Origin of the sequence: Metabacillus herbersteinensis, assembly GCF_042433335.1 — a bacterium.
GTDB classification, from domain to species: domain Bacteria; phylum Bacillota; class Bacilli; order Bacillales; family Bacillaceae; genus Metabacillus; species Metabacillus herbersteinensis.
Window position 1 is genome coordinate 260,036 of the sequence record NZ_JBHLVO010000002.1, and the last position, 24,817, is coordinate 284,852.

Below are 24,817 nucleotides of genomic sequence, written 5' to 3' on the forward strand. Positions count from 1 at the left end.
GTGTTCTTTTTCTTTGTATTTATGCTGTTTGTAACGTTGATTGTTCGTTTAGGTGTTGTCCAAATTGTTCAAGGGGAAGAATTTTCAAAGGAAGTTTCTAAAACCGAATCCGATTATGCGTCATTTCCTGCACCACGAGGGAAAATGGTCGACCGTTATGGCAGGGTGTTAGTTGACAACAAGGATGTTCCTGCTATTACTTATACAGTTGATAAAACAACAAAGGCATCAGAAAAAATAGATACGGCCCAAAAGCTAGCGAATCTTATTAAGGTTCCGACCGATTTTCTACTCGAAAAAGATCGTGATCTACAAGACTATTGGTTGGCGGCAAATCCGGAGGAAGCAAAGGAACTGCTTAGTGAGAAAGAAATAGAGGATTTAAAGCCAGCTGATACCTATAAACTCCAGATAAAAAGAGTACCTAAAAAGGAACTAACAAAAATTAGGAACGACGAATATGAACTAGAAGTCGCAGCGATTTATACACGATTCTCATCTGGTTATTCATATGAGCCACAGATTGTAAAATCAACAGAATTAACCGATAAAGAAGTATCAATCGTAGCTGAAAATCTCGAATCTTTACCTGGTATTGATGTTATCACTGACTGGGACAGAGTCTACCCATATGAGGCAACATTACGACCACTATTTGGAAGTGTAACAACACCAGAACAAGGAATTCTTCAGGAGCGTAGTGAGTACTATACTTCAAGAGGATATGCAAGAAATGATCGTGTTGGGAAGAGTTATTTAGAGTATCAATATGAAGATTATTTAAACCCTCGTAAAGCCAGAGTTGAATATATCTCGGATAATAGTGGTAATATTATCTCTGAAAAGGTCATTGATGAGGGAGAACGTGGACATGATTTAAAGCTTTCTTTTGATGTTGAGCTTCAAAAAAGAGTTGACGAAATTGTTGAAGGTGAGCTTCGGTCTGCACGTAGCAGAAGTACTTTATCTGATCGCGCTTTTGCCGTTATGATGGATCCGAATGAGGGCGACGTGCTCGCAATGGCGGGGAAGCAAATCAATTATGATGATCCCTCAGGTGAAATGCTTGATTTTTCTTATGGAGCTTTTGCAACACAGTATGAAATGGGCTCATCGGTAAAGGGTGCTACTGTTTTAGCAGGGTATCAGAATGGGATGCCACATGGACAAGGATACTATGATAGGAAGCTAAACTTTAAAGACACTCCAGAAAAGGGTTCCTATAAAAATTTAGGCTATGTAAGCGATTATACAGCTCTTCAAAAAAGTTCAAACGTGTATATGTTCTTCGTTGCAATGAGAATTGCGGACTTTAACTATGTGGAAAACGGTCCAATAAATATTAGTGACGATGATTTTCGGCGCTTGAGAAATTATTACAGCCAGTTTGGATTAGGTGTTAAAACTGGTATTGATTTACCTCAAGAATCAGCAGGTCTCATTAATGATCCTGATCAAGGTGGTAAAATCCTTGATATTGCGATTGGACAGTTTGATACCTACACAACCTTACAACTAGCACAATATGTATCAACTATTGCAAATGGTGGCTATCGGGTTGAGCCACGTGTTGTAACAAGTGTTCATGCACCTGTTGAGGAAAGTAGCTTAGGCCCAGTAGTTAAAGAACACACATCTAAAGTATTAAATCGTGTGAATAACACTCCTGAGGATATCGAGAGAGTACAACATGGATTTAAACTAGTTACTTCAAGTGGAACGGCAAAGAATATATTTAACCATGATGTTTCTGGAAAGACGGGAACAGCTCAAGCACTCTACTATGGACCTAATAAAAATCAATGGGGGAGAGAAGTCAATAACCTAACATTTGTTGGCTATTACCCTTCAACAAACCCAGAGATAGCTTTTAGTGTAGCTGTACCTTGGGCAATTAACGACCAAGAACCTTACGCAAAAAACATCGCAAGTAAAATCGTCGATGCATATGTAGATCTTCAAAATCAATACAAAAATGGCACTGATTTAAAAGCAACCACTACAGACCAAGAATCTACAGAAGAAAAATCCGAAGCAGAAGAGCAATAACGCTCTCCTGCTTTTTTTGTTTAACCAAACCTCTAAACGAGAATAATAAGGTAGATACATGAAAGCGAGGGGTTTAATTTGGCTGACAATCTCTACCCAAAAGATAATATCTATCTGATGAAAAAATTTCCAGACCTTGCACCAGAGATTTATGCTTCATATGTAGCATTCAGCAAAGCAATTCTTCAAGACGGACACTTAACAAGAAAAGAAAAAGAAATCATTGCGGTTGCTGTCTCACATTCAACAGAGTGTCCATATTGCATAGATTTTCACACGAAAAAAGCGAAGAAGCATGGAGCATCGCTTGAAGAGCTTTTTGAAGCAGTGATGGTAACAGCGGCACTGGAAGCTGGAGGAGCATATGCTCATCGAATTCATATGCATAACAGCTATGAAGACAAAAACAATGAAGCCCTTTACAGCCGGGTCAATCTCCACAACCTAAACGAACTAACCGACTTGAGTACAGAGGTTTTACATACAACAAAAGCATTCTTTGCAGCTGCGGCCAAAGCGGGTAAACTAACCGCTAAGCTCAAACAATTAATTTCCGTTGCAGTTGCACATACAACTGAATGTCCCTATTGTATTGAAAGTCATACGAAAAAAGCAAAAAATGAAGGAAGTTCAAAAGAAGAACTAGCAGAAGCAATTATGGTCGCTGCACTCCTTCGATCTGGTGGAGCTGTCACACATGCTACCAATATGGTCAAAGCTTATCAGGAAGAATAATGCATTCATATAAATTAAGTTTCCTCCACAAACTAATGTTGACTATTCTTAAGGAGTGAAACAACATGGCAAAACGTACAAAGAAAAATGATGCAGAACAAAAAAACAAAAAGGGCTTTAACTCGAGCGTAACCGACGCTGAATTCAGTCAAGAATTAGGAAGTGCGGCGGCAAACAAAGTTCATAAAGATAAAGCGAAGAAAGAAAAAGCTTCAAAAAATAATGGGCAATATAAAGGAAACGAATAACAGAATATCGCTTTAGTAAAGAAGGACGAGCTCAACAATAGGCTTGTTCTTCTTTTTTATTGCTATAGAACGTAAATGAAGTGCTTAGAGACCAATAATTATGCGATATCGCATTATCGGCAGGGAAGTTTAATATATAGGCCAAAACACGCGTTTTATCGGCGAAACCAAGAAATGGGTGGTCTGCCCAAATTCAGGTGAACCAAGAATTATTTAGAAAAATCTTTTTTACTATTTTTAGAATTTTTTGAAAAATAGTTGAATAATTCCTTCGAAACGTTATATGATAGAGGTAGATTTACATACTAACCGGTTAGTTTGTGTGGGCGGTATATTTAACAACAAAAAAAGGGAGTGGAGAATATGAATTTTTCTTATTCAGAAAAGGTAGTGGCTCTACAGAAAGAACTAACAGAGTTTATGGAAGAACATGTTTACCCAAGTGAAAAAACATACAAACAGCAGTTAAACGAACAAGAAACAAGATGGTCTGATATTCCGCCTATTATGGAGGAATTAAAGGAAAAGGCAAAGAAAGCGGGACTATGGAATTTATTTTTACCAGAAAGTGAATTGGGTGCAGGTCTTACCAATTTAGAGTATGCTCCACTTTGTGAAATTATGGGACGTTCCGCCATTGGTCCTGAAGTATTTAACTGTGCAGCACCAGATACAGGAAATATGGAAGTATTAGTTCGTTATGGAAAAGAAGAACATAAGGAAGAGTGGCTGAGACCATTACTTGACGGCAGAATTCGTTCTTGTTTTTCAATGACTGAGCCCGATGTAGCTTCATCAGATGCAACGAATATCTCTGCGAGTATCGTAAGAGATGGTGATGAATATGTAATTAATGGACGTAAATGGTGGTCTTCAGGAGCAGGTGATCCTCGTTGTAAAATTTCAATCGTCATGGGGAAATCTGATCCAAATGCGCCCCGTTATGAGCAGCAATCTATGATTCTAGTTCCATTAGACACTCCGGGTGTGAAAATTGAGCGTATGCTACCTGTATTTGGCTATGATGACGCACCACACGGACATGCAGAGATTACGTTTGAAAATGTACGCGTTCGGGCTTCTAATATTCTTTTAGGAGAAGGAAAGGGATTTGCTATCGCTCAAGGTCGGTTAGGGCCAGGCAGAATTCATCACTGTATGCGTCTAATCGGAGCTGCAGAACGAGCGCTTGAGTATTTATGTAAGCGTGTTCAAGAACGTAGTACATTTGGAAAACCATTATCAAATCAAGGTGTTATTCAAGAGTGGATTGCCGATTCACGAATTGAAATCGAACAAGCAAGGCTTTTAACGTTAAAAGCAGCTTATATGATGGATACAGTTGGAAACAAAGCAGCAAAAGCAGAAATTGCGATGATCAAAGTAGTCGCACCAAATATGGCACTGAAAGTAATTGATCGCGCTATCCAAGCATTTGGTGCTGCAGGTGTTAGTGACGATTTCCCATTAGCTTCTTCATGGGCAAGTGCAAGAACGTTACGACTAGCAGATGGACCTGACGAAGTACATCGCGCACAAATCGCTCGGTTAGAACTGAAAAAACATGATGTATCATTACAAACGGTTTAAGAGGAGGGAATTAACATGCATGTAAAAGAACTATTCGACTTAAGAGGACAAACTGCCATTATTACTGGTGGCGGTCGTGGTTTAGGTGAGCAAATTGCTGAAGGTTTTGCAGAAGCGGGTGCAAATGTTGTGCTGTGCTCTAGAAAAGTTGAGGCTTGCGTTGAAGTTGCAGAACGGTTAAAAGCTCTCGGAGTAGAAACACTTGCATTGCAATGTGACGTGACAAATCAAGAGGACGTGCGAAAGGTAGTAGAAGAAACGATGAATCGATTCGGGAGAATTGATATTTTAGTAAACAACAGTGGCGCAACTTGGGGGGCACCAGCTGTTGATATGCCTTTAGAAGCATGGAATAAGGTTATGAATGTGAACGTAACAGGAACTTTCCTTATGAGCCAAGAAGTAGGAAGAAAGATGATTGCCCAAAATAGTGGAAATATCATTAATATTGCGTCTGTAGCAGGTCTTGGTGGATCAGATCCACGCTTTATGGATACGATTGGCTACAACACAAGTAAAGCGGCAGTGATCAACTTTACAAAGGATTTAGCGGTTAAATGGGGACAACACAATATTCGGGTCAATGCAATTGCACCAGGATTCTTTCCAACAAAAATGTCAAAAGGACTTATCGCGCATGGAAAGGATCGCTTCTTAGAAAACACACCACTTCGTCGATTTGGTAGTGACAGTGATTTAAAGGGTGTTGCTTTATTTTTAGCAGCGAGAGCTTCTAACTTTGTTACTGGAGATATTCTCATCGTTGATGGTGGCTCCCACGCATCTTAATTGAATGTAAAAAATAAGATTACTATTCTAGGAGGAAACAATCATGAACCGAGATGCTGTCATCGTATCAGCTGTTCGAACACCCATTGCACGCCAAGGTGGATCATTATCAAGCCTAGACGCACATGAATACGGTGCAGAGGTTATCAAGGAAGCATTAAAGCGAGCAAAAGTAGACGCTGACTCAGTTGAGGATGTCTTTTTTGGAAATGTGCTGAGTGGTGGAGGGAACATCGCTCGATTAACCGCCTTACAAACTGGGTTATCACTCTCGATTCCAGGATTAACAATAGATCGTCAATGTGGATCTGGTTTAAATGCCATTAATCTTGCAGCGATGGCAATCGCTGCGGGTGAAGGGGATATTTATGTAGCTGGCGGGACGGAAAGTATGTCACGTGCCCCGTATTTAATGGATAAGCCTGGTAAGCCATTTAGCCCAGCACCACCTAAATTTCGATCGTCAAAGCTTTCACCTAAACAAATCGGCGATCCTCCAATGGGAATCACGGCAGAAAATCTTGTTAAAAAATACGAGATTAGTAGAGCAGAACAAGATGAGTATGCTCTAGAAAGTCAAAAACGAATGGCTGTAGCGGTTGCAGAGGGACGTTTTGAAGAACAAATCCTTCCGATTTCAGTTCCGCAAAGAAAGGGAGAACCTTATCTGTTTGCTGCAGATGAGCACCCTCGCCCGAACACAACGCTAGAAGGGTTAGAAAAATTACATCCAGCATTTTTAGAAAATGGTACTGTAACTGCTGGAAGTAGCTCAGGACTTAATGATGCGGCAAGTGCCGTTGTTGTGATGTCTAGAGAAAAGGCAACTGAGTTAGGCTTACAGCCGCTTGCGACGATCAAAGCGTATGCAGTTGCAGGTGTTGATCCGAACATCATGGGAATAGGACCTGTACCAGCAACGAAAAAAGTTCTTGAAAAGGCAAAACTATCATTAGATGAAATTGATATTATCGAATTAAACGAAGCCTTTGCATCACAGGTACTCGCATGTGATCGTGAACTTCAATTTGATCATAGTAAGTTAAACGTCAATGGTGGAGCAATTGCTCATGGTCATCCACTTGGAGCTACTGGAGCCATTTTGATGACAAAAGCTGTGTATGAGTTACAAAGAAGTGGTGGCCGTTATGCATTGATTACTGCTTGTATCGGTGGCGGTCAAGGGATTGCAACGATTATCGAGCGGGAGGCATAAGCATGAAGCTGCAAGATAAAGTTTGCATCATTACAGGTGGTGCAGGGGGAATTGGGCGAGCGACTTCCATTCTTTTTGCAAAAGAAGGAGCGAAAGTCATCGTTTCCGATGTTGAAGAAGAAAAGGGCTTGGAAACCGTTTCCCTGATCAAAGACAATGGCGGAGAGGCTCACTATATTCACGCAAATGTATCCGATGCACAGCAGGTTGAAAACCTAGTCAATGAAACGATTTCCCACTATGGGAAGCTTGATATTTTGTTTAATAATGCTGGAGTCGGCAATTCTGAATTAAAGCTAGCAGATCTGAGCGTCGAAGAATGGGACCGAGTGATTGATATTAATCTCAAAGGTGTGTTTTTAGGAATGAAATATGCCATTCCTAAAATGATTGAAAACGGTGGCGGCGTGATTGTAAATACGTCAAGTATGTTAGGTTTCAAAGGTAAAAAGTATGTTGGACCCTATAATGCGTCAAAAAGTGGCGTTATCTTATTAACTCAAAATGCGGCCCTCGAGTATGGGAGACAAAACATTCGAGTGAACGGAATTGCACCAGGTGTCATTGACACCGCGATCATTGAAGGCTGGAAACAAGATGATCGAAAATGGGGCATTATTAGCCAAGCAAATGCGCTTGGTAGGATCGGGAAACCGGAAGAAGTAGCAAAAGCTGTTCTCTTTTTAGCAAGTGAAGATGCTTCTTTTGTTACTGCTACAACACTGTTAGTTGATGGTGGAACGCTGGCTTATTAAAGGATGTTCAAAGAACTACAATTTTAACATTCTTAGTCACATAAATTAGTTTAGGCGACAATATTAGGGGGATTTAAATGGAGAATACTAGTCAATGGTATGCAAAGTATCCAGAACATATTTCACATGATCTTGAAATACCGAATATATCGCTTCCTGAGATGCTACAACAAACCGTTAAAACCTATGGTACACATGAGGCTATTTCATTTTATGGAAAAACCTTTTCGTATGAACATGTAGCAAAAATGGTTTTCGCTTTTGCATCCTCCCTGCAACAAATTAACGTTCAAAAAGGTGACCGTGTCGCAATTATGCTTCCGAACTGTCCTCAATATGTGGTCGCTTATTATGGATCACTTACTACTGGAAGTATTGTCACTCAAATTAACCCTATGCTTGTTGAAAGAGAACTTGAGTACATCCTGAACGACTCAGGTGCAGAAACAATTGTTGTCTTTGATGCTTTATATCCTCGGGTAAAAGCGGTTCAAGCAAAAACAAAACTAAAAAATGTGATATCGGTGAGCTTGCAGACTGGTGTTGCTCCGGCGGAACCAGACTCTACATTTGAAAGTTTCTTAGCAAAACAAACTGGAAATGTAGCACCTGTTTTAATTGACCCAGAACACGATGTTGCTGTTTTACAATATACAGGTGGCACAACAGGTCGTTCAAAAGGAGCAATGTTAACGCATCGTAACTTAGTAGCAAATGTTGTTCAGTCCTATGAGTTTTTCAAGGAAGATCTAAAGCTTGGAGAGGACAGATGTTTAACTGTTATTCCATTGTTCCATGTTTTCGGGATGACATCATGTATGAACTTTGCTGTGTTATGTGGAAACGCTATGGTCATGTTGCCGAGATTCGATTTAGAGGAAGTTTTACAAACAATTAAACGTGAACAGCCTTCGATTTTTCCAGGGGTTCCAACGATGTATGTTGCTCTTACGAATCATCCAAAAGCAGATGAATATGGTCTAGATTCGATTCGTACATGTAATAGTGGAAGTGCGCCAATGCCTGTTGAATTACTAAAGGAATTTGAAGGGAAAACAGGTGCAAATATTTTAGAAGGCTATGGTCTATCAGAGGCGGCTCCAACGACACATTGCAACCCGGCATTCGCTGAAAGGAAACCAGGAACTGTTGGACTTGGATTTCCGCAAACTGCATATAAAATTGTCGATGTCGCAACAGGAACAATTGAACAAAAACCAGGTGAGCTTGGAGAAATTATCGTCAAAGGCCCTCAGGTGATGAAAGGGTATTGGAATATGCCTGAAGAAACGGCCGTTACTCTTCGTGATGGTTGGTTGTATACAGGTGATATTGCACGTGTTGATGAAGAGGGATATTTATCAATTGTGGATCGTAAAAAAGATATGATCATCGCAAGTGGATTTAATGTATATCCACGTGACATTGAAGAAGTCCTTTATGAACATCCTTCAGTCCAAGAAGCAGTTGTAATTGGTGTTCCTGATCAGTATCGTGGTGAAACTGTTAAGGCATTTGTTGTAAAAAAAGCAAACAAAACTGCAACAGGTGAAGAAATAATCACGTATTGTCGCGGGCAATTATCTTCCTACAAAATCCCAACTCAAATTGAGTTTAGAGACGAATTACCGAAAACAAATGTAGGGAAAATCTTAAGACGTGCACTACGTGAAGAAGTGGTTCCTAAACAATAATTCCTCACTCTTATGCTATAATTTGATAATAGAATGAAGAATAGATTGAGAGGAATTCACAAATGAAAGAGAGAATTAGAGAGCAGAGCATCCAACTGTTTGCCAAAAAAGGCTTCAAAGAAACGTCCATCCAAGATATCGTCGATGCTCTCAAAGTGACAAAAGGTACATTTTACTACTACTTTTCTACAAAAGAACAGCTTTTAAACGATATCCATCTACAATATATTGACGACTTGTTGAATAAGCAGGAAGACATTATTAATCATCCTTCAAAAAACAGTAAAATGAAGCTTCACGAAATTGTTTATATGCTCATTTCTGATATTGAAAAGCAAGGTCAAAGTGCATTGGTATTTTTTAGAGAAATGCGAAATTTAAGTGAAGAAAACTTAAAATTAATTGTTCCTAAACGAGATCAATTTCGCTTAAATATTCAACAGCTTATTGAACATGGAATTGAAAAAGAAGAGCTTCGCAGTGACCTGCCAGTGGATATTGTGACGCTTAGCATTTTAGGAATGACGAACTGGAGTTATTTCTGGTTTGATCCGAACGGTCGTGTGAACGATAAAGAAGTTTCAGAAATCTTTTTGAAGATTGTGTTAGAGGGGTTAGAAAAGTAGTTAGGTGTTAATCTAACGTGTTAAACCTAGTAACTTGGGAAATAAAGTTGTAGGTCTGGCACAATGATTCACCTTTTCTTTTCAAGCTCTAACATACTGACTGGTTAGTTAGCGATAAACAAAGGAGGAATACATATGTCAAATCAAGAGATTCAAAGAATTAGTGTCATCGGTGCAGGGCAAATGGGGCATCAAATTGCCATGCTAAGTGCTTTAGGTGGCTTTACGACTGCAATTCAAGATGTAAATGAAGCTTCATTAGAAAAAGCTAAATCAACGCTTGAAGGAATAATGAACAAATGGGTAGCAAAGGGAAAACTCACTGAGGATGCAAAAGAAGCTGCTTTTCATCGCCTAACCTTTACTACGGATTTAGAGAAAGCAGTAAAGGATACGGATTTTGTAATTGAGGCAATCGTTGAAAAGCTAGAAGTGAAAAGAGCGGTGTTTCAAGAACTTGATAAACTTGCTCCTGATCATGCCATTTTAGCATCGAATAGCTCGACGATCGTCAACTCTTTAATTGCAGAAGTCACAAATCGCCCTGAAAAGATTGTCAACATGCACTTCTTTTTCCCACCACTTGTCATGGATTGTGTTGAAGTCGTTGTTAGTGAACAAACATCAGAAGAAACAGCGGAGCTAACGATGCAGGTAAGTAAAAAGATGAACCGAACAGCTGTGTTATTAAAAAGAGAGATTTCTGGTTTTATCGCAAACCGAATTTTAGGAGCATTGCAACGTGAAGCGGTTTACCTTTATGAAAACGGCTACGCAGATTATCAGGACATTGACATCATTTGCAAAAAAGCATTAAACCATCCAATTGGGCCGTTCGAGCTCATGGATCTCTCAGGACTTGATGTTGGGTATTATGTAATGCAGCAGCGCTATGCCGAATCAGGTGATCCAGCCGACAAACCATATGCATGTGTAGAGGAAAAAGTCCTTGCAGGTGACTTAGGTAGAAAAACGGGCCGTGGTTGGTATGAGTATACAAAAAAAGCGTAAGCGCCTTGTTCAGCCTTAGGCATAGCATAAGGCGATTCTAAATAGAAGGCGTTCTTTGCCTTCAATTTAGAATTGACTTATGACCTCGAGGCAGTCAAGAACGCGACGTCCTGTCGCATTGTCTGCACTAGCACGTCCTGTGCGTCGGGGCTAGGCGCTGGAGCTGGATTCAGAAACTGGGACTTAGTAACAAATTATATACTTTCTATTTTTTACAAAAAAAGGAGTGAAGAGCTAATGGGAATTTTTTTAAAAGTTGAGAGAAAAGAAAAGGTTGCGGTTGTTACAATCAATAACCCACCATTAAATGTCATGAATCACCAAGTGGTGAAAGAGTTAAAGGAAGTGTTTGAAGAACTTGAACATGACCAAAGCATTGTGTCAATAATTTTAACTGGTTCAGGAGATCGTGCATTTATGGCTGGAGCTGACATCAAGGAGTTTCCACAGTTAATCGGTCAACAAGGAATCAAATCAAATTTTATGGAAAACCATCAGATCTTTAATGCAATCGATGACTGTTCAAAGCCAACGATCGCGGTATTAAATGGAATTACGTTCGGCGGCGGGTGTGAGCTTGCTTTAACATGTGATCTCCGAATTGCTGAGGATCATATTCAAATTGGCTTGCCTGAGATTAAGCTAGGCTTGTTCCCAGGTGGAGGTGGAACACAACGCTTACCACGAGCAATTGGTGAGGCGAAGGCAAAAGAACTAATGTTTACAGGAGACCCTATTGATGCAGAAAGAGCAGAGAGAATAGGCCTTGTTAATTATGTCGTACCAAAAGGTGAAGGCTTGGAAAAAGCACTTCAACTTGCTGTAAGAATTAGTCGTCATTCCTTGCCTGCTCTTTCTCGCATCAAAAAAGCAGTAGATGAGGGTCTAAACAAATCCCTATATGATGGCGTTGAACTAGAGGCAGAGCTTTTTGAAGAAGTGTTTCAAACAGATGATATAAAAGAAGGCGTCCAAGCGTTTATTGAAAAAAGAAAACCTGCCTTTACTCATAAATAAGGAGGCTTCCTAACGTGATGTATGAAACAAGTGTGAGAGTGCGTTTTGGTGAAACCGATGCATTGGGCCATGTAAATAATACGAGTTACTTTATTTATCTAGAGGATGCAAGGGTGCAATTTTTTGAAAAGCTAGGCTATAGCATGGACTCAAATAATTGGCAGTTCATCCTCGCATCAACGAAATGTGATTTTGTCGGTCAAGCGTACTTTAATCAAAGATTGCGGACGACCACATCAGTTTCTAAGATTGGGACAAAGAGTTTTACACTCGAACATTCCATTATTGATGAAAAAACTGAAAACATCATCGCAACAGCAAATGCAGTGATTGTTTATTTTAATTTCGAGACACAAAAAAGTGAGGCCATTCCTGAAACACTGCGAGAATCCCTGGAAAGCCACTTTTGTAAAGTTTAATTTTTTTAAAAAAGGGGGATTTAGTATGAGTCTTACAATTCCTGTTCGCAAGGGTGAAGAGCTCAATCAAGCAAAGCTTCATTCTTTTTTAACCGAACACTTCCCAAATTTACCTGAATGGGGGCCGTTATCGATCAGCCAGTTTGGCACAGGTGCTTCCAACTTAACTTATGAGCTCAAAGTTGGTGAATGGGAGGCAGTTCTAAGAAGACCTCCTCTTGGACCTGTTGCACCTAAAGCACACGATATGGAGAGGGAACATGCTATTTTGGCTGATTTGAACCCGTTATTCCCATTAGCACCAAAGCCGCTCGTTTTCTCAAAGAATGAAGACATTGTTGGAAGTCCATTTTTTATTATGGAACGTAAGCATGGAGTCCTTCTTGATACTGATTTTCCAGAAGGGATTACAGCTACGGAAGAGCTAGGTAAGCAAGTTTCTGAAGTAATGGTCGATACTCTTGTTGCTCTTCATAATGTGCCGTACCAGGGTACAGCACTTGAAAAATTGAGCAAGCCTGAAGGATTTATGGAGCGACAAGTGACAGGATGGATTGGGCGTTACCACCGTGCAAAAACTGACGAAATAGGCGAAGTGGATTTACTGACAAAGTGGCTAGAAACACACATCCCACATTCTGGTGCACCAACGGTCATTCATTATGATTTTAAGCTGAACAATGCCTTATTCACTCCTGAATTAACTGAAATTTCTGGTTTGTTTGATTGGGAAATGACAACTGTCGGAGATCCTCTAGCCGACCTGGGTGCTGCAATGGGTTATTGGACAGAAAGTGATGATCCAGAATTGTTTCGACGTGGTTTTGGAAAACCTTCAGTTACGACAAAGCCAGGTTTTTATACAAGAAAACAATTTATTGAAAGCTATGCGAAGAAGAGTGGTCGCGATGTATCGGATATGCATTTTTACCTTACATTTGCCTATTTTAAGCTTGCAGTTATCTGTCAGCAAATTTATTACCGTTTTCGCAAAGGGCAAACGAATGATCAGCGTTTTTTAAGATATGGTGCATTTGTCGAAATACTCATCCAACATGCACTCACGGTAGCAAATGAAAAATGAGGTGTTGTAAGTGACTAAGCTTCATGTGCTAATGAAAAAAGAAGAAATTGATGAAGAAAAAATAATTGATAAAGTAGCCGTCGTTTTTGACGTATTGCTTGCAACCTCGACAATTACAACAGCTCTTCATTATGGAGCAGCAGCGGTCATTCCTGTTTTAAATGGTGAAGAGGCGAGAAAAGTTTCAGGCGATTATCCAAATGAAGAGACTTTGTTAGTAGGCGAGTATGAGGGGAAAACAATTGAAGGCTTTCTTGACCCTAATCCGACTGCGCTAAAAGAAGTAGTCGACGGAAAAACGATGATTCTGTCAACAACAAATGGCACGGTTGCAATAAAAAAGTCGAGTGAAGCAAAAAAAATTTATATTTGCACGCTCCTTAATGGTGAGGCAGTTGCAAATAAAATTGCCACCGAGCATCAAGATGAGACAATTGTCGTCGTTTGTTCCGGGTCATCTAATCAATTTTGCCTGGAGGATTTTTACGGAGCGGGTCATTTAATTGACTCTCTTACGAAGAAACTAGTTCTCGATCTTACTGATTCTGCTCGTGCTGCACTGCTTTTTTATCAAGGTCATCGTGAAACAGGAGAAGACTTACTTTCACTTTCGAGAGTAGGGCAAATGCTCACCACTTACGGCTTTAGTGAAGAAGTATCATTTATCAGTCAAAAAGATTGTTTTTCGATTGTGCCTTATTTTGACGGTGAGAAGGTCTTGATCTAGTAGTTGTACAATACGTTAGTTAGAGGAGGTCTAAGGTTTTGAGCAAAACACAAACAGTTGTAAAAGGTGGTAGCTTCATGCATCAAGCACTGTCTTCCACAACTTTTACTCCAGAAGATTTTACTGATGAACATAAAATGATTGCCGCAACAGCGAAACAATTCATTGAAAAGGAAGTTGATCAGTTTTCTGAGGAAATTGAACAACAGAACTTTGATATAGTCGTAAATTTGTTAAAAAAAGCTGGAGATCTTGGTCTTTTAGCCCATAGTGTTCCCGAAGCGTACGGCGGTTTAGGCCTTGATAAGGTTAGCAAAGGCTTAGTCGGTGAAATTATCGGCAGAACTAGCGGCTATGGGGTTGCACATTCTAATCACACGTGCATTGCTACACTGCCGATTACGTATTTCGGAACAAAGGAACAAAAGGAAAAATACTTACCAAAGCTTGCAAGTGGCGAATATCTCGGAGCGTATTGTTTAACAGAACCTGGCTCAGGATCTGATGCACTTGCCGCGAAAACAAACGCAAAGCTTAACGCTGACGAAACACATTATCTATTAAACGGTACAAAGCTTTATATAACAAATGCTGTATTTTCTGATACCTTTATTGTTTACGCAAAAGTTGATGGAGTTAAGTTCACAGCGTTTATCGTTGAAAAGGATTTTCCTGGTCTAACACTCGGGCCTGAAGAAAAGAAAATGGGGATTAAAGGATCTTCGACGAGATCTGTTATTTTAGAAGATTGTCTTGTACCTATTGAAAATCTCCTTGGAGAAGTCGGAAAAGGACATGTAATCGCCTTAAACGTCTTAAACCTTGGCCGCTTTAATCTTGGATCTGCTTGTATGGGCGGAGCTAAATTCGCTTATAAGCTTGCGTTAACGTATACGAAAGAACGAAGTCAATTTAATCGAAGAATTGCAGATTTTCCAGCAACTAAGGAGAAAATTGCCAAGATGGCAGCAAGACTGTATGCAGCCGAGTCCATTCAGTATCGAACAGCAGGACTTTTGGAAGGTGCGTTAGGGGATCTTTACGGATGTGAAGACCACAAATTAATTGGCAGGCAGATGATGGAATTTGCAATTGAGTGTGCAATTTGTAAGGTTTATGGCTCAGAAACACTCGATGAAATTGCAGATGAAGCGCTTCAGTTACATGGAGGAGCAGGTTTTATAAGCGAATACAAAGTGGAACAAATTTACCGTGATTCACGAATTAATCGAATTTTTGAAGGAACAAATGAAATTAATCGCTTACTGCTACCGACTCACTTTTTCCGGAGAGCATTAAAAGGGGAATTTTCCTTAGAAGAAATTGTCCAAAAAGCTCTACATGATCTGACTCTTAAGCCCCGACACTTCGAGAGTTTACTAGATAAAGAGAAAGCAACAACACAGGCAATCCGGAATGTGCTGCTTGCATGTATGGGTGTTGCGTATGAAACATGTGGTGAAAAGCTAGTCGAAGAACAAGAAACGCTCATGAAACTATCCGATTTAGCGATGAATTTGTTTGCAGTAGAATCTTGTGTGGCGAGAACAGATCAGGCACTAGCTCGTAATGAAAGAAGCAATTTACGTGAACAGTTAACGAGTGCAGTTGTCAATAATGCCCTACTAGAGTGTGAATATATAGCTAAGAAGCTAGTAAATGGGATTCTTTCAGGCGAAAAGAGAAAACAATTGCTAACGTTGTTCTCAAATCACCTTCAAGCCTTTGAACAAGAAGGTACAGTCGAACGCAATCGTTCCATTGCAGATGCACAGTTAGAAGAAGAACAATATATCTGTTCATAAAGGAGGGGAAAAAGATGAGGTTTCAAAGTAAAATTGCGGTAATCACTGGTGCAGGAAGTGGAATTGGCGAAGCGACTGCACATAAGCTTGCAAGTGAAGGTGCAAAAGTGATTTTGGTTGGTCGGTCCTTAGAAAAATTAGAAAAGGTAGCAGCTGCTATTAATGAAAACTGTTCAAATGAAGTAGCTTTTCCGTTTTCAGCGGATGTGACCAAAGAAGGAGATGTGATTAATCTAGCTAGCTATGTTCGAGAAACACATGGAGATCTGCATGTTTTAGTGAACAATGCTGGTGGGTCAGTTAAATCACAAATATTTGAAACAACATTAGAACAGTGGGACTACGTCCAAGATGTGAACTTGAAAAGTGTGTTCTTAGTTTCAAAGTTACTCGGTGAAGTGATGAAGGAAAGAGTTGACGCCCAAAGTCGGGCGATTGTAAATGTTGCCTCATTATCGGGACACAAAGCGGGTGCACAAATTCCACATTATAGTTCAGCAAAAGCCGGCGTTATTAATTTTTCAAGAGCATTAGCATTGGAGCTGGCACCATCTGGCGTTCGCGTAAACTCCGTATCACCGGGATTTGTTGAAACACCTTTAACCGAAAAGGGCTTAGAAAATGAATCCTTTGTTAAAGCAATCGAACGAAACACCGCACTAAACCGTGTCGGTCGACCAGAAGAGATTGCGAGTGTCATTGCTTTTGCTGCCTCTGAGGATGCATCTTACATGACGGGTTCTGATTTATTGATCGATGGTGGTTGGTTAATTAAATAATGGGAGGTAGTAAAAATGAGTGATTTGCTAATTGAAAGAAACGGTCCGGTATTGTCTTTGGTATTAAATCGTCCAGAAAGCCTGAATTCGTTTAGTCCTGAAATGATTTTAAATTTGACAAAAGCTGTCAAAGACGCCCAACATGATGAAGAAGTTCGCGTTGTTGTCTTAAGTGGGGCAGGACGTTCGTTTAGTGCTGGTGGAGATGTAAAAACAATGGGGCAAGCAAATGGTACTCAAGTTTATGAGCATATTGGCCGTTTAAATGAGCTAATCAAAGCGATGAGTACACTCGAAAAACCAATTATTGCCGCAGTGCATGGGTTTGCTGCAGGAGCTGCGTTCAATCTAGCACTCGCATGTGACCAAATTTTCGCATCAGAAGATAGCAAATTTGTAATGAGCTTTTCACAAGTAGGTCTTATATCTGATGGGGGTGGTCTATACTTCTTACCTCGCATTATCGGTCCTTATCGAGCGAAAGAGTTGTTTTTTAACGCTGAACCAATTACTGCTGTGGAGGCGCATAAATATGGGATCGTAAATCGCCTTGTCGCTGTAGATCAGTTAAGGGATGAAGTGATGAGCTATGCAATGAAGTTATCACAAGGTCCAATTAAATCCTATGGAATGATGAAAAAAATTATCAATCAATCTCAGAACTTCTCGCTGGAGGATGTGTTAGAAGAAGAACGAATTACGCAAACATACATGATTTCTACAGAAGATCATTTAGAAGGTGTAAGTGCATTTAAAGAGAAGCGCCGTCCAGTCTTTGGAGGGAATTGAGAGGAGTGCCTGATCATGAAAGCTATTCAATTTAAAGAGTATGGCGGACCAGAGGTATTACAGGTCGTGAGTTTAGAAAAACCAGTTCCAGGCAAAAACGAGGTCATCATCAAGATTGAGGCGATCGGAGTAAACTATGCTGACACTGCTAGGCGTGAAGGCAATTATGTAGTGCCTACCCCACTACCTTATGTTCCAGGTGCAGAGGTCGCTGGAACGATTGAGGAAGTTGGTGAGGATGTACTTCATGTTCAAAAAGGAGACCGCGTTGTCACCCTTCTTGGTTCAAAAAGAGCCACTGGGTACGCGGAATTCACAGCAGCAGACAGCCGTGCGCTTATACCATTGCCTGCAGGAATTGAAGCGGAGGTAGCAGTAGCTCTTCCATTACAAGGATTAAGTGCCTATCATATCTTGAAGACAATGGGACGTATAGAACCAGGTGAAACAGTACTCGTCCATGCTGCAGCAGGCGGAGTAGGAACGATTGCTGTTCAACTCGCAAAGCTATTTGGGGCAGGAAAAGTCATTGCAACAGCAAGCTCTGATGAAAAACTAGCTCTAGCAAGTGAAATGGGAGCAGATGTGTGTATCAATTACACGCTAGAAGGTTGGGAAAAACAAGTCCTAGAAGCAACAGATGGAAAAGGTGTAGATGTTGCACTTGAGATGGTTGGGGGGGGATATATTCCGAAAAACAGTCGAGTTTTTAGCACCATTTGGGAGACTCGTCATCTATGGCGTGGCAAGTGGAGAGCAAGCCCGCATGTATCCTTCCTCACTTATGGGTCAAAATCTAACAGTGACTGGATTTTTCCTACCAGGAATTATGAGAAAAAGAGAGTTATTTATGAATAGCTTGCAAGAACTACTAACCTATGTTGAAAAAGGTCAACTTAAACTAACTGTCGGCGGCGTTTACCCTCTGGAGCAAGCAGCAGAAGTGCACCGACTTCTGCAAGGGAGAAAAACAACAGGGAAAATCGTACTTGTTCCTTGATTTAAATGGATTTAGATGTGCAAATGTAAGGAAAAGCGGAGAGAATTCATTCTTTCTGCTTTTCTAAAATGTTCTTGATAGTGGGATTGCTCGAGAATTGGGATATATGCACGAGAACCGGGATAATTGCACGAGAACCAGGATATATGCACGAGAATCACACCATCTGCCTAAGCTCCAAACCTATTCCCACCAACACAACCATAGAAGTTTGTCGGACTTTCGCGAACGATATATTGCATCTTTTAGCAGGGTTTAGCATCTGATTCTAGAAAGGTAACTGTAAGCGTTTTCAAATATAAGCAGAAGAGGTGTTAGTAGTTGCTCACAAAACATTTTGATCATTGGCCAACAAGAGTTTCCACTTCGTTAACTGTTCCTGAAACCACTTTATTTGACAATTTAGCTGTAACCGCAAAGCGTTACCCAGGTAAAAAAGCGATTACTTATTATGGAGCAAGTTTAACGTATGCTCAGCTGCTTGAAGAAGTTAATCAGCTTGCTGGGTTTTTACAAGAAAAATTAGCAGTTAACAAAGGCGAACGCGTGATGCTTTATATGCAAAACTCTCCACAATTTGTGATTGGCTATTATGCAATTTTAAGAGCAAATGCGATTGTCGTGCCAATTAATCCAATGACCACAATGGAAGAAATGCGGTTTTATGTAAACGACTGTGAAATAAGAAATGCACTAGTAAGTCAGGAACTTTATAGCAAGATTGAACCACTCCTTACCACAACTTCTCTTGAGCAACTAGTTGTCGCTGCCTATTCGGATTATCTTGAATCTTCAAATCTAGAAAGAATTCCAGATGAAGTAAAACAACCAAGAATGGTTATTACAAAAGAAAATCACTATCTATGGAAAGAAGCAGTAAGCGCAAACTATTCTCCAAAACCAGATGAAGGTCTTGCTGACGATCTAGCTGTAATGCCCTATACATCAGGAACAACTGGTTTACCTAAAGGGTGTATGCATACCCACCGCACTGTCCAAGCCAATACATATGGGGGCTATCATTGGCATAATGCGACCTCAGATGCAAACTGCTTAGCAACACTACCGTTATTTCATGTAACTGGGATGGTCCATAGTATGCATATTCCAATCTTGTCTGGTGCAACGATTGTGATGATGACGAGATGGGATCGTGAATATGCTAGACAAATAATTGCAGAGTCTGGCATTACTCATTGGGTCAATATTAGTACAATGCTGATTGATTTTCTAGCAAATCCTCTCCTACAAAAAGAACACCTTTCAACGCTTATGAGTATTTCAGGCGGCGGGGCACCACTTCCGGCAGCAGTCGGTGAAAAACTATTCAATTTTACAGGATTGCGCTTTGTGGAGGGCTATGGGTTAACCGAAACAATCGCACAAACTCATTTCAATCCGCCAGATCGTCCAAAACTACAATGCTTAGGTGTTCCTTCATTTGATGTTGATGCAAGAATCATTGATCCAAACACAGGACACCAACTTGGCTTGGGCCAAGAAGGCGAAATCGTCGTGAATGGCCCACAGGTATTTGTCGGCTACTACAATCGGGATGAAGACAATCAGCAATCGTTTATAGAAATAGAAGGGAAACAATTTTTCAGAACAGGTGATATTGGTCGTTATGATGATGAAGGCTATTTCTTTATAGTTGATCGTGTAAAACGAATGATTAATGCTTCGGGTTATAAAGTATGGCCAACAGAAGTAGAGAGCTTGCTATACAAGCACCCTGCTGTTCTCCAAGCATGCGTTGTCGGTGTCCCAGACGTCAGAAGAGGCGAAACAGTTAAGGCCTTCATTATCCTGAGCGGAGAACATATCGAGAAAACTAGTGCGGAAGAGATTATTGAGTGGTCGAAGGAACAAATGGCTGCGTACAAATATCCGAGACAAATCGAATTTAGAGAAAGCTTCCCAACAACCATGAGCGGGAAAATTCTTTGGAGAAAATTGCAGGAAGAAGAGCGCCAAAAGGCGTCGGAGGTGAGCAAATGAGTTCATTCGTAGAAACGGTTACTGGCCCAGTTGCAACAGACCAGTTAGGAAAAACACTAATTCATGAACACTTTTTATTTGGATACCCAGGTTTTCAAGGTGACGAAACACTTGGTCCATTAGATTCGAAGGAAGCAATTGAAATAGGTGTGACGATTGCTTTAGGACTTATGAGTTACGGTGTTCAAACCGTGGTTGATCCAACTCCAAATGAATGTGGAAGAAATCCTGAAATTTTAAAAGAGATCTCCGAACGAACAGGATTGCAAATCATCTGTGCAACCGGTTATTACTATGAAGGAGAGGGTGCTCCTCCGTATTTTAAATTCCGTCAAGCGTTAGGAACTGCTGAAGAAGAGATTTATGAGATGTTTATGAAGGAATTAACAGAAGGTATTAGAGACACCGGGATAAAGCCAGGAATTATCAAAGTCGCTTCAAGTAAAGGTAGAATTACTCCTTATGAGATCATGTTCTTTAAAGCGGCAGCAAGAGCTCAAAAAGAAACAGGCGCTGTTATTCTTACACATACTCAAGAAGGGACAATGGGGAAAGAGCAAGCAGAATTGCTGATCACATACGGAGTTGATCCAAAAAAATCGTGATTGGACATATGTGTGGTAATACAGACCCTCTCTATCATAAAAAGGTATTAGATACAGGTGTGTTTATTGCCTTTGATCGCTTTGGTATTCAAGGGATGGTTGGAACGCCAACAGATGAAGAGAGAATTAGTACACTTCTACATCTACTAAAGCAGGGATATGAACATCAAATTATGCTATCACATGACACGGTTAATATTTGGCTTGGAAGACCACTTGTGCTCCCAAAACCCGTACAGGAAATGATGAAAAACTGGCACCCAACCCATATCTTTGAAAATATTATACCGATGCTACGTGAAAATGGTGTGTCAGAAGACATTTTTGAAACAGCCTTTATATGTAATCCGCAACACTTATTCAAGGCTCGTAAAAATGTGAACGTTTCACATTCACACTAAAGTAGTAGAGTGGGACTTTTCCAAATGCATTAGCCTTTGGAAAAGTCCCTTTATTTGTATGATGGTTTAATAATAAAATTAAAGAAAAAAATGGATAAAAAAAGGAGGTTTTTTAACTAATTGCTCGAATACGTAAAAGAGGAATCCATATTTTTATTAGAATTAAACTCACTTTTAAGATTTACTAATTTATAGTTGAAAGCACACTCAAAGATTGTCTTTCCACTATTGTTCTCTTAAGATAATTCTAGGTTAATAAGACGGAGATGAAAGGCCGAGATTAGTACAAGCCACTTTACTCGTTTTGTAAAAAAAGGGGGGGAAGCTATGTTTCATAAAACAGATAATGGAGAAAAACAGAGTGTAGAAATCGATATGTATGCCGTCATTTCATCGAATGGACGCTTCCAGTATATTTCTTCTAATTCCATAGAATATCTCGGTTTTACCAATACAGAGTTAATCGGAAAGTATTTTAAAGATTACATACATACAGAAGAGCTATTTTTAGTCGAAAGTTATTTTTATAATGAGCATCATTTATATCCTTGTAGCTTTCGTTTTCAAAGTAAATCTGGAGCTTACATATGGCTAGAAACAACTGTTGATTTTATCAAAAATAAAATCAATAAAGAAGAACAAGAAGTTATCCTTAAAATGAAGACTTGTGATGTCCCAAACATTCAGAGAGAGAAAGATGATTTTTTTGTGAATGAGCCGATCGAGCAATTCAAATTTTCTTCGATCGAGTACGATGCAAGTCACTTGATTGAAGATTTACCCTGCCCAGTATTTATCTCGATTTCAGGTAAAGTTCGCTATGCAAATACAGCGTTTAAAGAACTGATCGGAGCAGAATCAGAATACGAATTAATTGGAAAACATTCATATGAATTTGTGAATGAGGATTACCATGATATTTTAAAAAACAGAATACAGCGGATGCAAAATGGTTCGCACGTAGGAATGATTGAACAAACTTGGAAACGATTAGATGGATCGACTTTTGATGTTGAAGTAAAATCTGCACCGACAACCTATAACGGTGAAAAAGCAGAACTTGTCGCACTTATTGATATTTCATCAAGGAAAAAATTCCAAAAAATTCTCCAAAAGAGTCGAGAAAGATATCAGCGTTTAATACAAAATTCTATTGATACAATAGCTGTTATTCACCAAGATAAATGGGTATTTATGAACGAATCAGGAATTAAACTTTTTGTAGCATTAGACTATCCAGACATGCTCGGGAAAAATATTTATGGATTATTGGATTCTAAAGACCATGATCGTATGAAAGAATCATTACGGAAAGTTTTATCAGGTCAATCAGAAGTGGAGATTACGAAACAAACCTGGTTTACCTCAGAAGATAAAAGAATCTTTACAGAAATGGTTTGCATTCCGACAACGTATTTCGGGGATCCTGCTGTACAAGTTATTTTACGTAATATTTCAGATCGTAAACGAGCAGAAGAACTAATGATCCAATCTGAAAAATTGTCTGTTGCTGGACAGCTAGCCGCCGGAATTGCTCATGAAATTCGTAATCCCTTAACAGCTATTAAAGGATTCTTGCAAATAATGCAGCCAGAACGTGAAGAAAAAGGGCACTATTTTGAAATAATCTTTTCAGAGTTAAACAGAATTGAATTGATTCTTAGTGAATTGTTAATGTTAGCAAAGCCTCAAGAAATCATGTTCAAGACAGCGAACATTATCTCACTCCTCCAAGATGTTGCAACCCTTCTTGAAACACAAGCGAACTTAAATAATATTCTCGTTGAACAACAGCATGAAGAGAGTGAGCTGCTTGTTAACTGTGACCAAAACCAGATTAAACAAGTATTTATCAACTTTGTTAAAAATGCTATTGATGCGATGCCAAAGGGTGGTAAAGTTACAATTTCCTCCAAAAAGGAACAAAACTCCGTTAAGATCATTGTAAAGGACGAAGGAGAAGGAATCCCAGAAGAATTGTTAAAACGCATTGGTGAACCTTTCCTTACAACAAAGGAAAATGGCACAGGTCTAGGATTAATGATTACATATAATATTATCGAAAATCATAACGGCACAGTTCAAGTTCATAGTGAAGTTGGCAAGGGTACAACATTCACTGTTTTATTTCCATGTATCTAAAGCTCCACAAAAAGACAACGACGATATAAACACCGCCGTTGTTTTTTTTATTCAACATTCTTAACATATTTTTCAATCCGGTCCATGGCTACTTCTAATTGCTCAAGTGAATAAGCAAAGGAAAGTCTTACATATCCTTCTCCATGGGAAGAAAATGCGCTACCAGGAACGAGGGCTACCTTTGCATGCTCCAATAGAGATAAGGCAAAATCAAAAGAGCTTTGATTGAACTGTTTAATGGACGGAAATAAATAAAATGCTCCGTCTGGTTTTACGACATCAAAGCCCATATTGGTTAATCGTTGATAAACAAAATTCATTCTCTTCTCATACTCATTCCTCATGACAATCGCATCATCAATTCCATTTGCTAATGCTTCATAAGCCGCTTTTTGAGAAATAGATGAAGCACATGAAACATTGTATTGATGAACTTTTATGATGTGTTTTGCAATTACTTCCGGTGCGAATAGTAAGCCAACTCTCCACCCCGTCATGCTATGTGATTTAGACAAACCATTGATAACGATGGTGTTTTGTGGAGCAAACTCTGCAATTGAGCAATGCTCACCGCTAAAATTCAGCTCACTATATATTTCATCTGATAGCACAAAGAGATTTTTTTCCTTCGCTAATTCAGCAATTTCTCTTAGTTCTGTTCTTGTTAGAGAAACGCCAGTTGGGTTAGAAGGATAAGGTAATACAATACATCTTGTTTTTTCAGTCAAATGCGGTCGAATTAAATCAGCTGTTAACCGGAATCCATTCTTTGTTGTATCAATATGGATTGGGGTAGCACCGACCAATTGGATTAACGGCTCATAGCCAGGATAAATAGGACCAGGCAGAAGAACCTCGCTCCCTTCTTCAAGAATGGTTCGAAACGTACAATCAATCGCTTGACTCGCTCCCACGGTAACGATTACTTCAGTTTCAGGTGAGTATGTGAGCCCATATTTACTTTTTAGAAAGTTTGCTGCAGCGACTCTGAGCTCATAAAACCCTGCATTATGTGTGTAAGAGGTGAAATTCTCATCAATTGCTTGAGATCCAGCACCTTTGACATGCTCAGGAGTTGTAAAATCGGGCTGTCCAATTGTTAAAGAAACGACATCGTCGTATTGTGCGACCCTATTAAAAAACTGGCGAATACCAGAGAGTTCAATTTTTTTTACACGAGAATTTACTAAATGTTCCATTCGATTATCTTGTCCTTTCTAAAGGAAGAATTAACAATTAGTTTACCATTTAAAGGGTCACAATTGGTATTTTTTTAAGCCGAGGTTTATCACCGTAGGTATCAGGGAATAGTTGAAAGGATAAAGAGATAGAAAG

At 39.7% G+C, this 24,817-nt stretch carries 20 protein-coding genes and 2 pseudogenes; 21 read left to right on the forward strand and 1 reads right to left on the reverse strand.

Annotated features, from left to right (window positions below; translation table 11 throughout):
• Positions 1–21: 21 nt before the first annotated feature.
• The 21 genes and pseudogenes from ACFFIX_RS04295 to ACFFIX_RS04395 all read left to right on the forward strand — a co-directional run bounded on the left by ACFFIX_RS04295 (position 22) and on the right by ACFFIX_RS04395 (position 23,482).
• Positions 22–2,049, forward strand: a complete 2,028-nt coding sequence (locus ACFFIX_RS04295; protein WP_378931171.1) for a peptidoglycan D,D-transpeptidase FtsI family protein — start codon at positions 22–24, stop codon at positions 2,047–2,049.
• 117 nt (positions 2,050–2,166) lie between these two features.
• A complete protein-coding gene (locus ACFFIX_RS04300; protein ID WP_378930872.1) occupies positions 2,167–2,784 on the forward strand; it encodes a carboxymuconolactone decarboxylase family protein in 618 nt (205 codons plus the stop codon).
• A gap of 65 nt (positions 2,785–2,849) precedes the next feature.
• On the forward strand, positions 2,850–3,032 hold the full coding sequence (locus ACFFIX_RS04305) for a hypothetical protein (protein ID WP_378930874.1): 183 nt from the start codon (positions 2,850–2,852) through the stop codon (positions 3,030–3,032).
• Between the two features lie 363 nt (positions 3,033–3,395).
• Positions 3,396–4,622, forward strand: a complete 1,227-nt coding sequence (locus ACFFIX_RS04310; RefSeq protein ID WP_378930876.1) for an acyl-CoA dehydrogenase — start codon at positions 3,396–3,398, stop codon at positions 4,620–4,622.
• Positions 4,623–4,637: 15 nt separating this feature from the next.
• Complete coding sequence (locus tag ACFFIX_RS04315; protein WP_378930878.1) at positions 4,638–5,411, forward strand: SDR family oxidoreductase; 774 nt, start codon at positions 4,638–4,640, stop codon at positions 5,409–5,411.
• 43 nt (positions 5,412–5,454) lie between these two features.
• Positions 5,455–6,627: a thiolase family protein gene (locus ACFFIX_RS04320; protein WP_378930880.1), complete on the forward strand. Its 1,173-nt coding sequence runs from the start codon at positions 5,455–5,457 to the stop codon at positions 6,625–6,627.
• Positions 6,628–6,629: 2 nt separating this feature from the next.
• Positions 6,630–7,382, forward strand: coding sequence for an SDR family NAD(P)-dependent oxidoreductase (locus ACFFIX_RS04325; RefSeq protein ID WP_378930882.1), 753 nt, complete (start codon positions 6,630–6,632; stop codon positions 7,380–7,382).
• A 77-nt stretch (positions 7,383–7,459) separates the two neighbouring features.
• Positions 7,460–9,076: a long-chain-fatty-acid--CoA ligase gene (locus ACFFIX_RS04330; RefSeq protein ID WP_378930884.1), complete on the forward strand. Its 1,617-nt coding sequence runs from the start codon at positions 7,460–7,462 to the stop codon at positions 9,074–9,076.
• 62 nt (positions 9,077–9,138) lie between these two features.
• Positions 9,139–9,702, forward strand: coding sequence for a TetR/AcrR family transcriptional regulator (locus ACFFIX_RS04335; RefSeq protein WP_378930886.1), 564 nt, complete (start codon positions 9,139–9,141; stop codon positions 9,700–9,702).
• Positions 9,703–9,837: 135 nt separating this feature from the next.
• Positions 9,838–10,713 carry a 3-hydroxyacyl-CoA dehydrogenase family protein gene (locus ACFFIX_RS04340; protein WP_378930888.1) on the forward strand — a complete coding sequence of 292 codons (876 nt, stop codon included), beginning with the start codon at positions 9,838–9,840 and terminating at the stop codon, positions 10,711–10,713.
• Between the two features lie 237 nt (positions 10,714–10,950).
• Positions 10,951–11,730, forward strand: coding sequence for an enoyl-CoA hydratase (locus tag ACFFIX_RS04345; protein ID WP_378930890.1), 780 nt, complete (start codon positions 10,951–10,953; stop codon positions 11,728–11,730).
• A 17-nt stretch (positions 11,731–11,747) separates the two neighbouring features.
• On the forward strand, positions 11,748–12,149 hold the full coding sequence (locus tag ACFFIX_RS04350; RefSeq protein WP_378931173.1) for an acyl-CoA thioesterase: 402 nt from the start codon (positions 11,748–11,750) through the stop codon (positions 12,147–12,149).
• Positions 12,150–12,174: 25 nt separating this feature from the next.
• A complete protein-coding gene (locus ACFFIX_RS04355) occupies positions 12,175–13,233 on the forward strand; it encodes a phosphotransferase family protein (RefSeq protein ID WP_378930892.1) in 1,059 nt (352 codons plus the stop codon).
• 10 nt (positions 13,234–13,243) lie between these two features.
• Positions 13,244–13,960 carry a 2-phosphosulfolactate phosphatase gene (locus ACFFIX_RS04360; RefSeq protein WP_378930894.1) on the forward strand — a complete coding sequence of 239 codons (717 nt, stop codon included), beginning with the start codon at positions 13,244–13,246 and terminating at the stop codon, positions 13,958–13,960.
• A 38-nt stretch (positions 13,961–13,998) separates the two neighbouring features.
• A complete protein-coding gene (locus ACFFIX_RS04365; RefSeq protein ID WP_378930895.1) occupies positions 13,999–15,765 on the forward strand; it encodes an acyl-CoA dehydrogenase FadE in 1,767 nt (588 codons plus the stop codon).
• 14 nt (positions 15,766–15,779) lie between these two features.
• Positions 15,780–16,544, forward strand: a complete 765-nt coding sequence (locus ACFFIX_RS04370; protein WP_378930898.1) for an SDR family NAD(P)-dependent oxidoreductase — start codon at positions 15,780–15,782, stop codon at positions 16,542–16,544.
• 15 nt (positions 16,545–16,559) lie between these two features.
• Positions 16,560–17,333: an enoyl-CoA hydratase/isomerase family protein gene (locus tag ACFFIX_RS04375; protein ID WP_378930899.1), complete on the forward strand. Its 774-nt coding sequence runs from the start codon at positions 16,560–16,562 to the stop codon at positions 17,331–17,333.
• A gap of 15 nt (positions 17,334–17,348) precedes the next feature.
• Positions 17,349–18,333, forward strand: a pseudogene (locus ACFFIX_RS04380) (quinone oxidoreductase family protein).
• A 321-nt stretch (positions 18,334–18,654) separates the two neighbouring features.
• Positions 18,655–20,334, forward strand: coding sequence for a long-chain fatty acid--CoA ligase (locus tag ACFFIX_RS04385; RefSeq protein ID WP_378930901.1), 1,680 nt, complete (start codon positions 18,655–18,657; stop codon positions 20,332–20,334).
• Positions 20,331–21,340, forward strand: a pseudogene (locus ACFFIX_RS04390) (phosphotriesterase family protein). The gene ACFFIX_RS04385 and the pseudogene ACFFIX_RS04390 overlap by 4 nt, the downstream one beginning before the upstream one ends.
• A 327-nt stretch (positions 21,341–21,667) precedes the next feature.
• Positions 21,668–23,482, forward strand: a complete 1,815-nt coding sequence (locus ACFFIX_RS04395; protein WP_378930903.1) for a PAS domain S-box protein — start codon at positions 21,668–21,670, stop codon at positions 23,480–23,482.
• Between the two features lie 47 nt (positions 23,483–23,529).
• On the opposite strand, the gene ACFFIX_RS04400 is transcribed toward ACFFIX_RS04395, so the two are convergent.
• Positions 23,530–24,681 carry an aminotransferase A gene (locus ACFFIX_RS04400; protein ID WP_378930905.1) on the reverse strand — a complete coding sequence of 384 codons (1,152 nt, stop codon included), beginning with the start codon at positions 24,679–24,681 and terminating at the stop codon, positions 23,530–23,532.
• Positions 24,682–24,817 lie beyond the last annotated feature (136 nt).

What these genes read in the sequence shown, in the direction of transcription:
- ACFFIX_RS04295 (WP_378931171.1), top strand. Translation starts at nt 22, where the DNA reads ATGCTGTTTGTAACGTTGATTGTTCGTTTAGGTGTTGTCCAAATTGTT.
- ACFFIX_RS04300 (WP_378930872.1), top strand. Translation starts at nt 2,167, where the DNA reads ATGAAAAAATTTCCAGACCTTGCACCAGAGATTTATGCTTCATATGTA.
- ACFFIX_RS04305 (WP_378930874.1), top strand. Translation starts at nt 2,850, where the DNA reads ATGGCAAAACGTACAAAGAAAAATGATGCAGAACAAAAAAACAAAAAG.
- ACFFIX_RS04310 (WP_378930876.1), top strand. Translation starts at nt 3,396, where the DNA reads ATGAATTTTTCTTATTCAGAAAAGGTAGTGGCTCTACAGAAAGAACTA.
- ACFFIX_RS04315 (WP_378930878.1), top strand. Translation starts at nt 4,638, where the DNA reads ATGCATGTAAAAGAACTATTCGACTTAAGAGGACAAACTGCCATTATT.
- ACFFIX_RS04320 (WP_378930880.1), top strand. Translation starts at nt 5,455, where the DNA reads ATGAACCGAGATGCTGTCATCGTATCAGCTGTTCGAACACCCATTGCA.
- ACFFIX_RS04325 (WP_378930882.1), top strand. Translation starts at nt 6,630, where the DNA reads ATGAAGCTGCAAGATAAAGTTTGCATCATTACAGGTGGTGCAGGGGGA.
- ACFFIX_RS04330 (WP_378930884.1), top strand. Translation starts at nt 7,460, where the DNA reads ATGGAGAATACTAGTCAATGGTATGCAAAGTATCCAGAACATATTTCA.
- ACFFIX_RS04335 (WP_378930886.1), top strand. Translation starts at nt 9,139, where the DNA reads ATGAAAGAGAGAATTAGAGAGCAGAGCATCCAACTGTTTGCCAAAAAA.
- ACFFIX_RS04340 (WP_378930888.1), top strand. Translation starts at nt 9,838, where the DNA reads ATGTCAAATCAAGAGATTCAAAGAATTAGTGTCATCGGTGCAGGGCAA.
- ACFFIX_RS04345 (WP_378930890.1), top strand. Translation starts at nt 10,951, where the DNA reads ATGGGAATTTTTTTAAAAGTTGAGAGAAAAGAAAAGGTTGCGGTTGTT.
- ACFFIX_RS04350 (WP_378931173.1), top strand. Translation starts at nt 11,748, where the DNA reads ATGTATGAAACAAGTGTGAGAGTGCGTTTTGGTGAAACCGATGCATTG.
- ACFFIX_RS04355 (WP_378930892.1), top strand. Translation starts at nt 12,175, where the DNA reads ATGAGTCTTACAATTCCTGTTCGCAAGGGTGAAGAGCTCAATCAAGCA.
- ACFFIX_RS04370 (WP_378930898.1), top strand. Translation starts at nt 15,780, where the DNA reads ATGAGGTTTCAAAGTAAAATTGCGGTAATCACTGGTGCAGGAAGTGGA.
- ACFFIX_RS04375 (WP_378930899.1), top strand. Translation starts at nt 16,560, where the DNA reads ATGAGTGATTTGCTAATTGAAAGAAACGGTCCGGTATTGTCTTTGGTA.
- ACFFIX_RS04395 (WP_378930903.1), top strand. Translation starts at nt 21,668, where the DNA reads ATGTTTCATAAAACAGATAATGGAGAAAAACAGAGTGTAGAAATCGAT.
- ACFFIX_RS04400 (WP_378930905.1), bottom strand. Translation starts at nt 24,681, where the DNA reads ATGGAACATTTAGTAAATTCTCGTGTAAAAAAAATTGAACTCTCTGGT.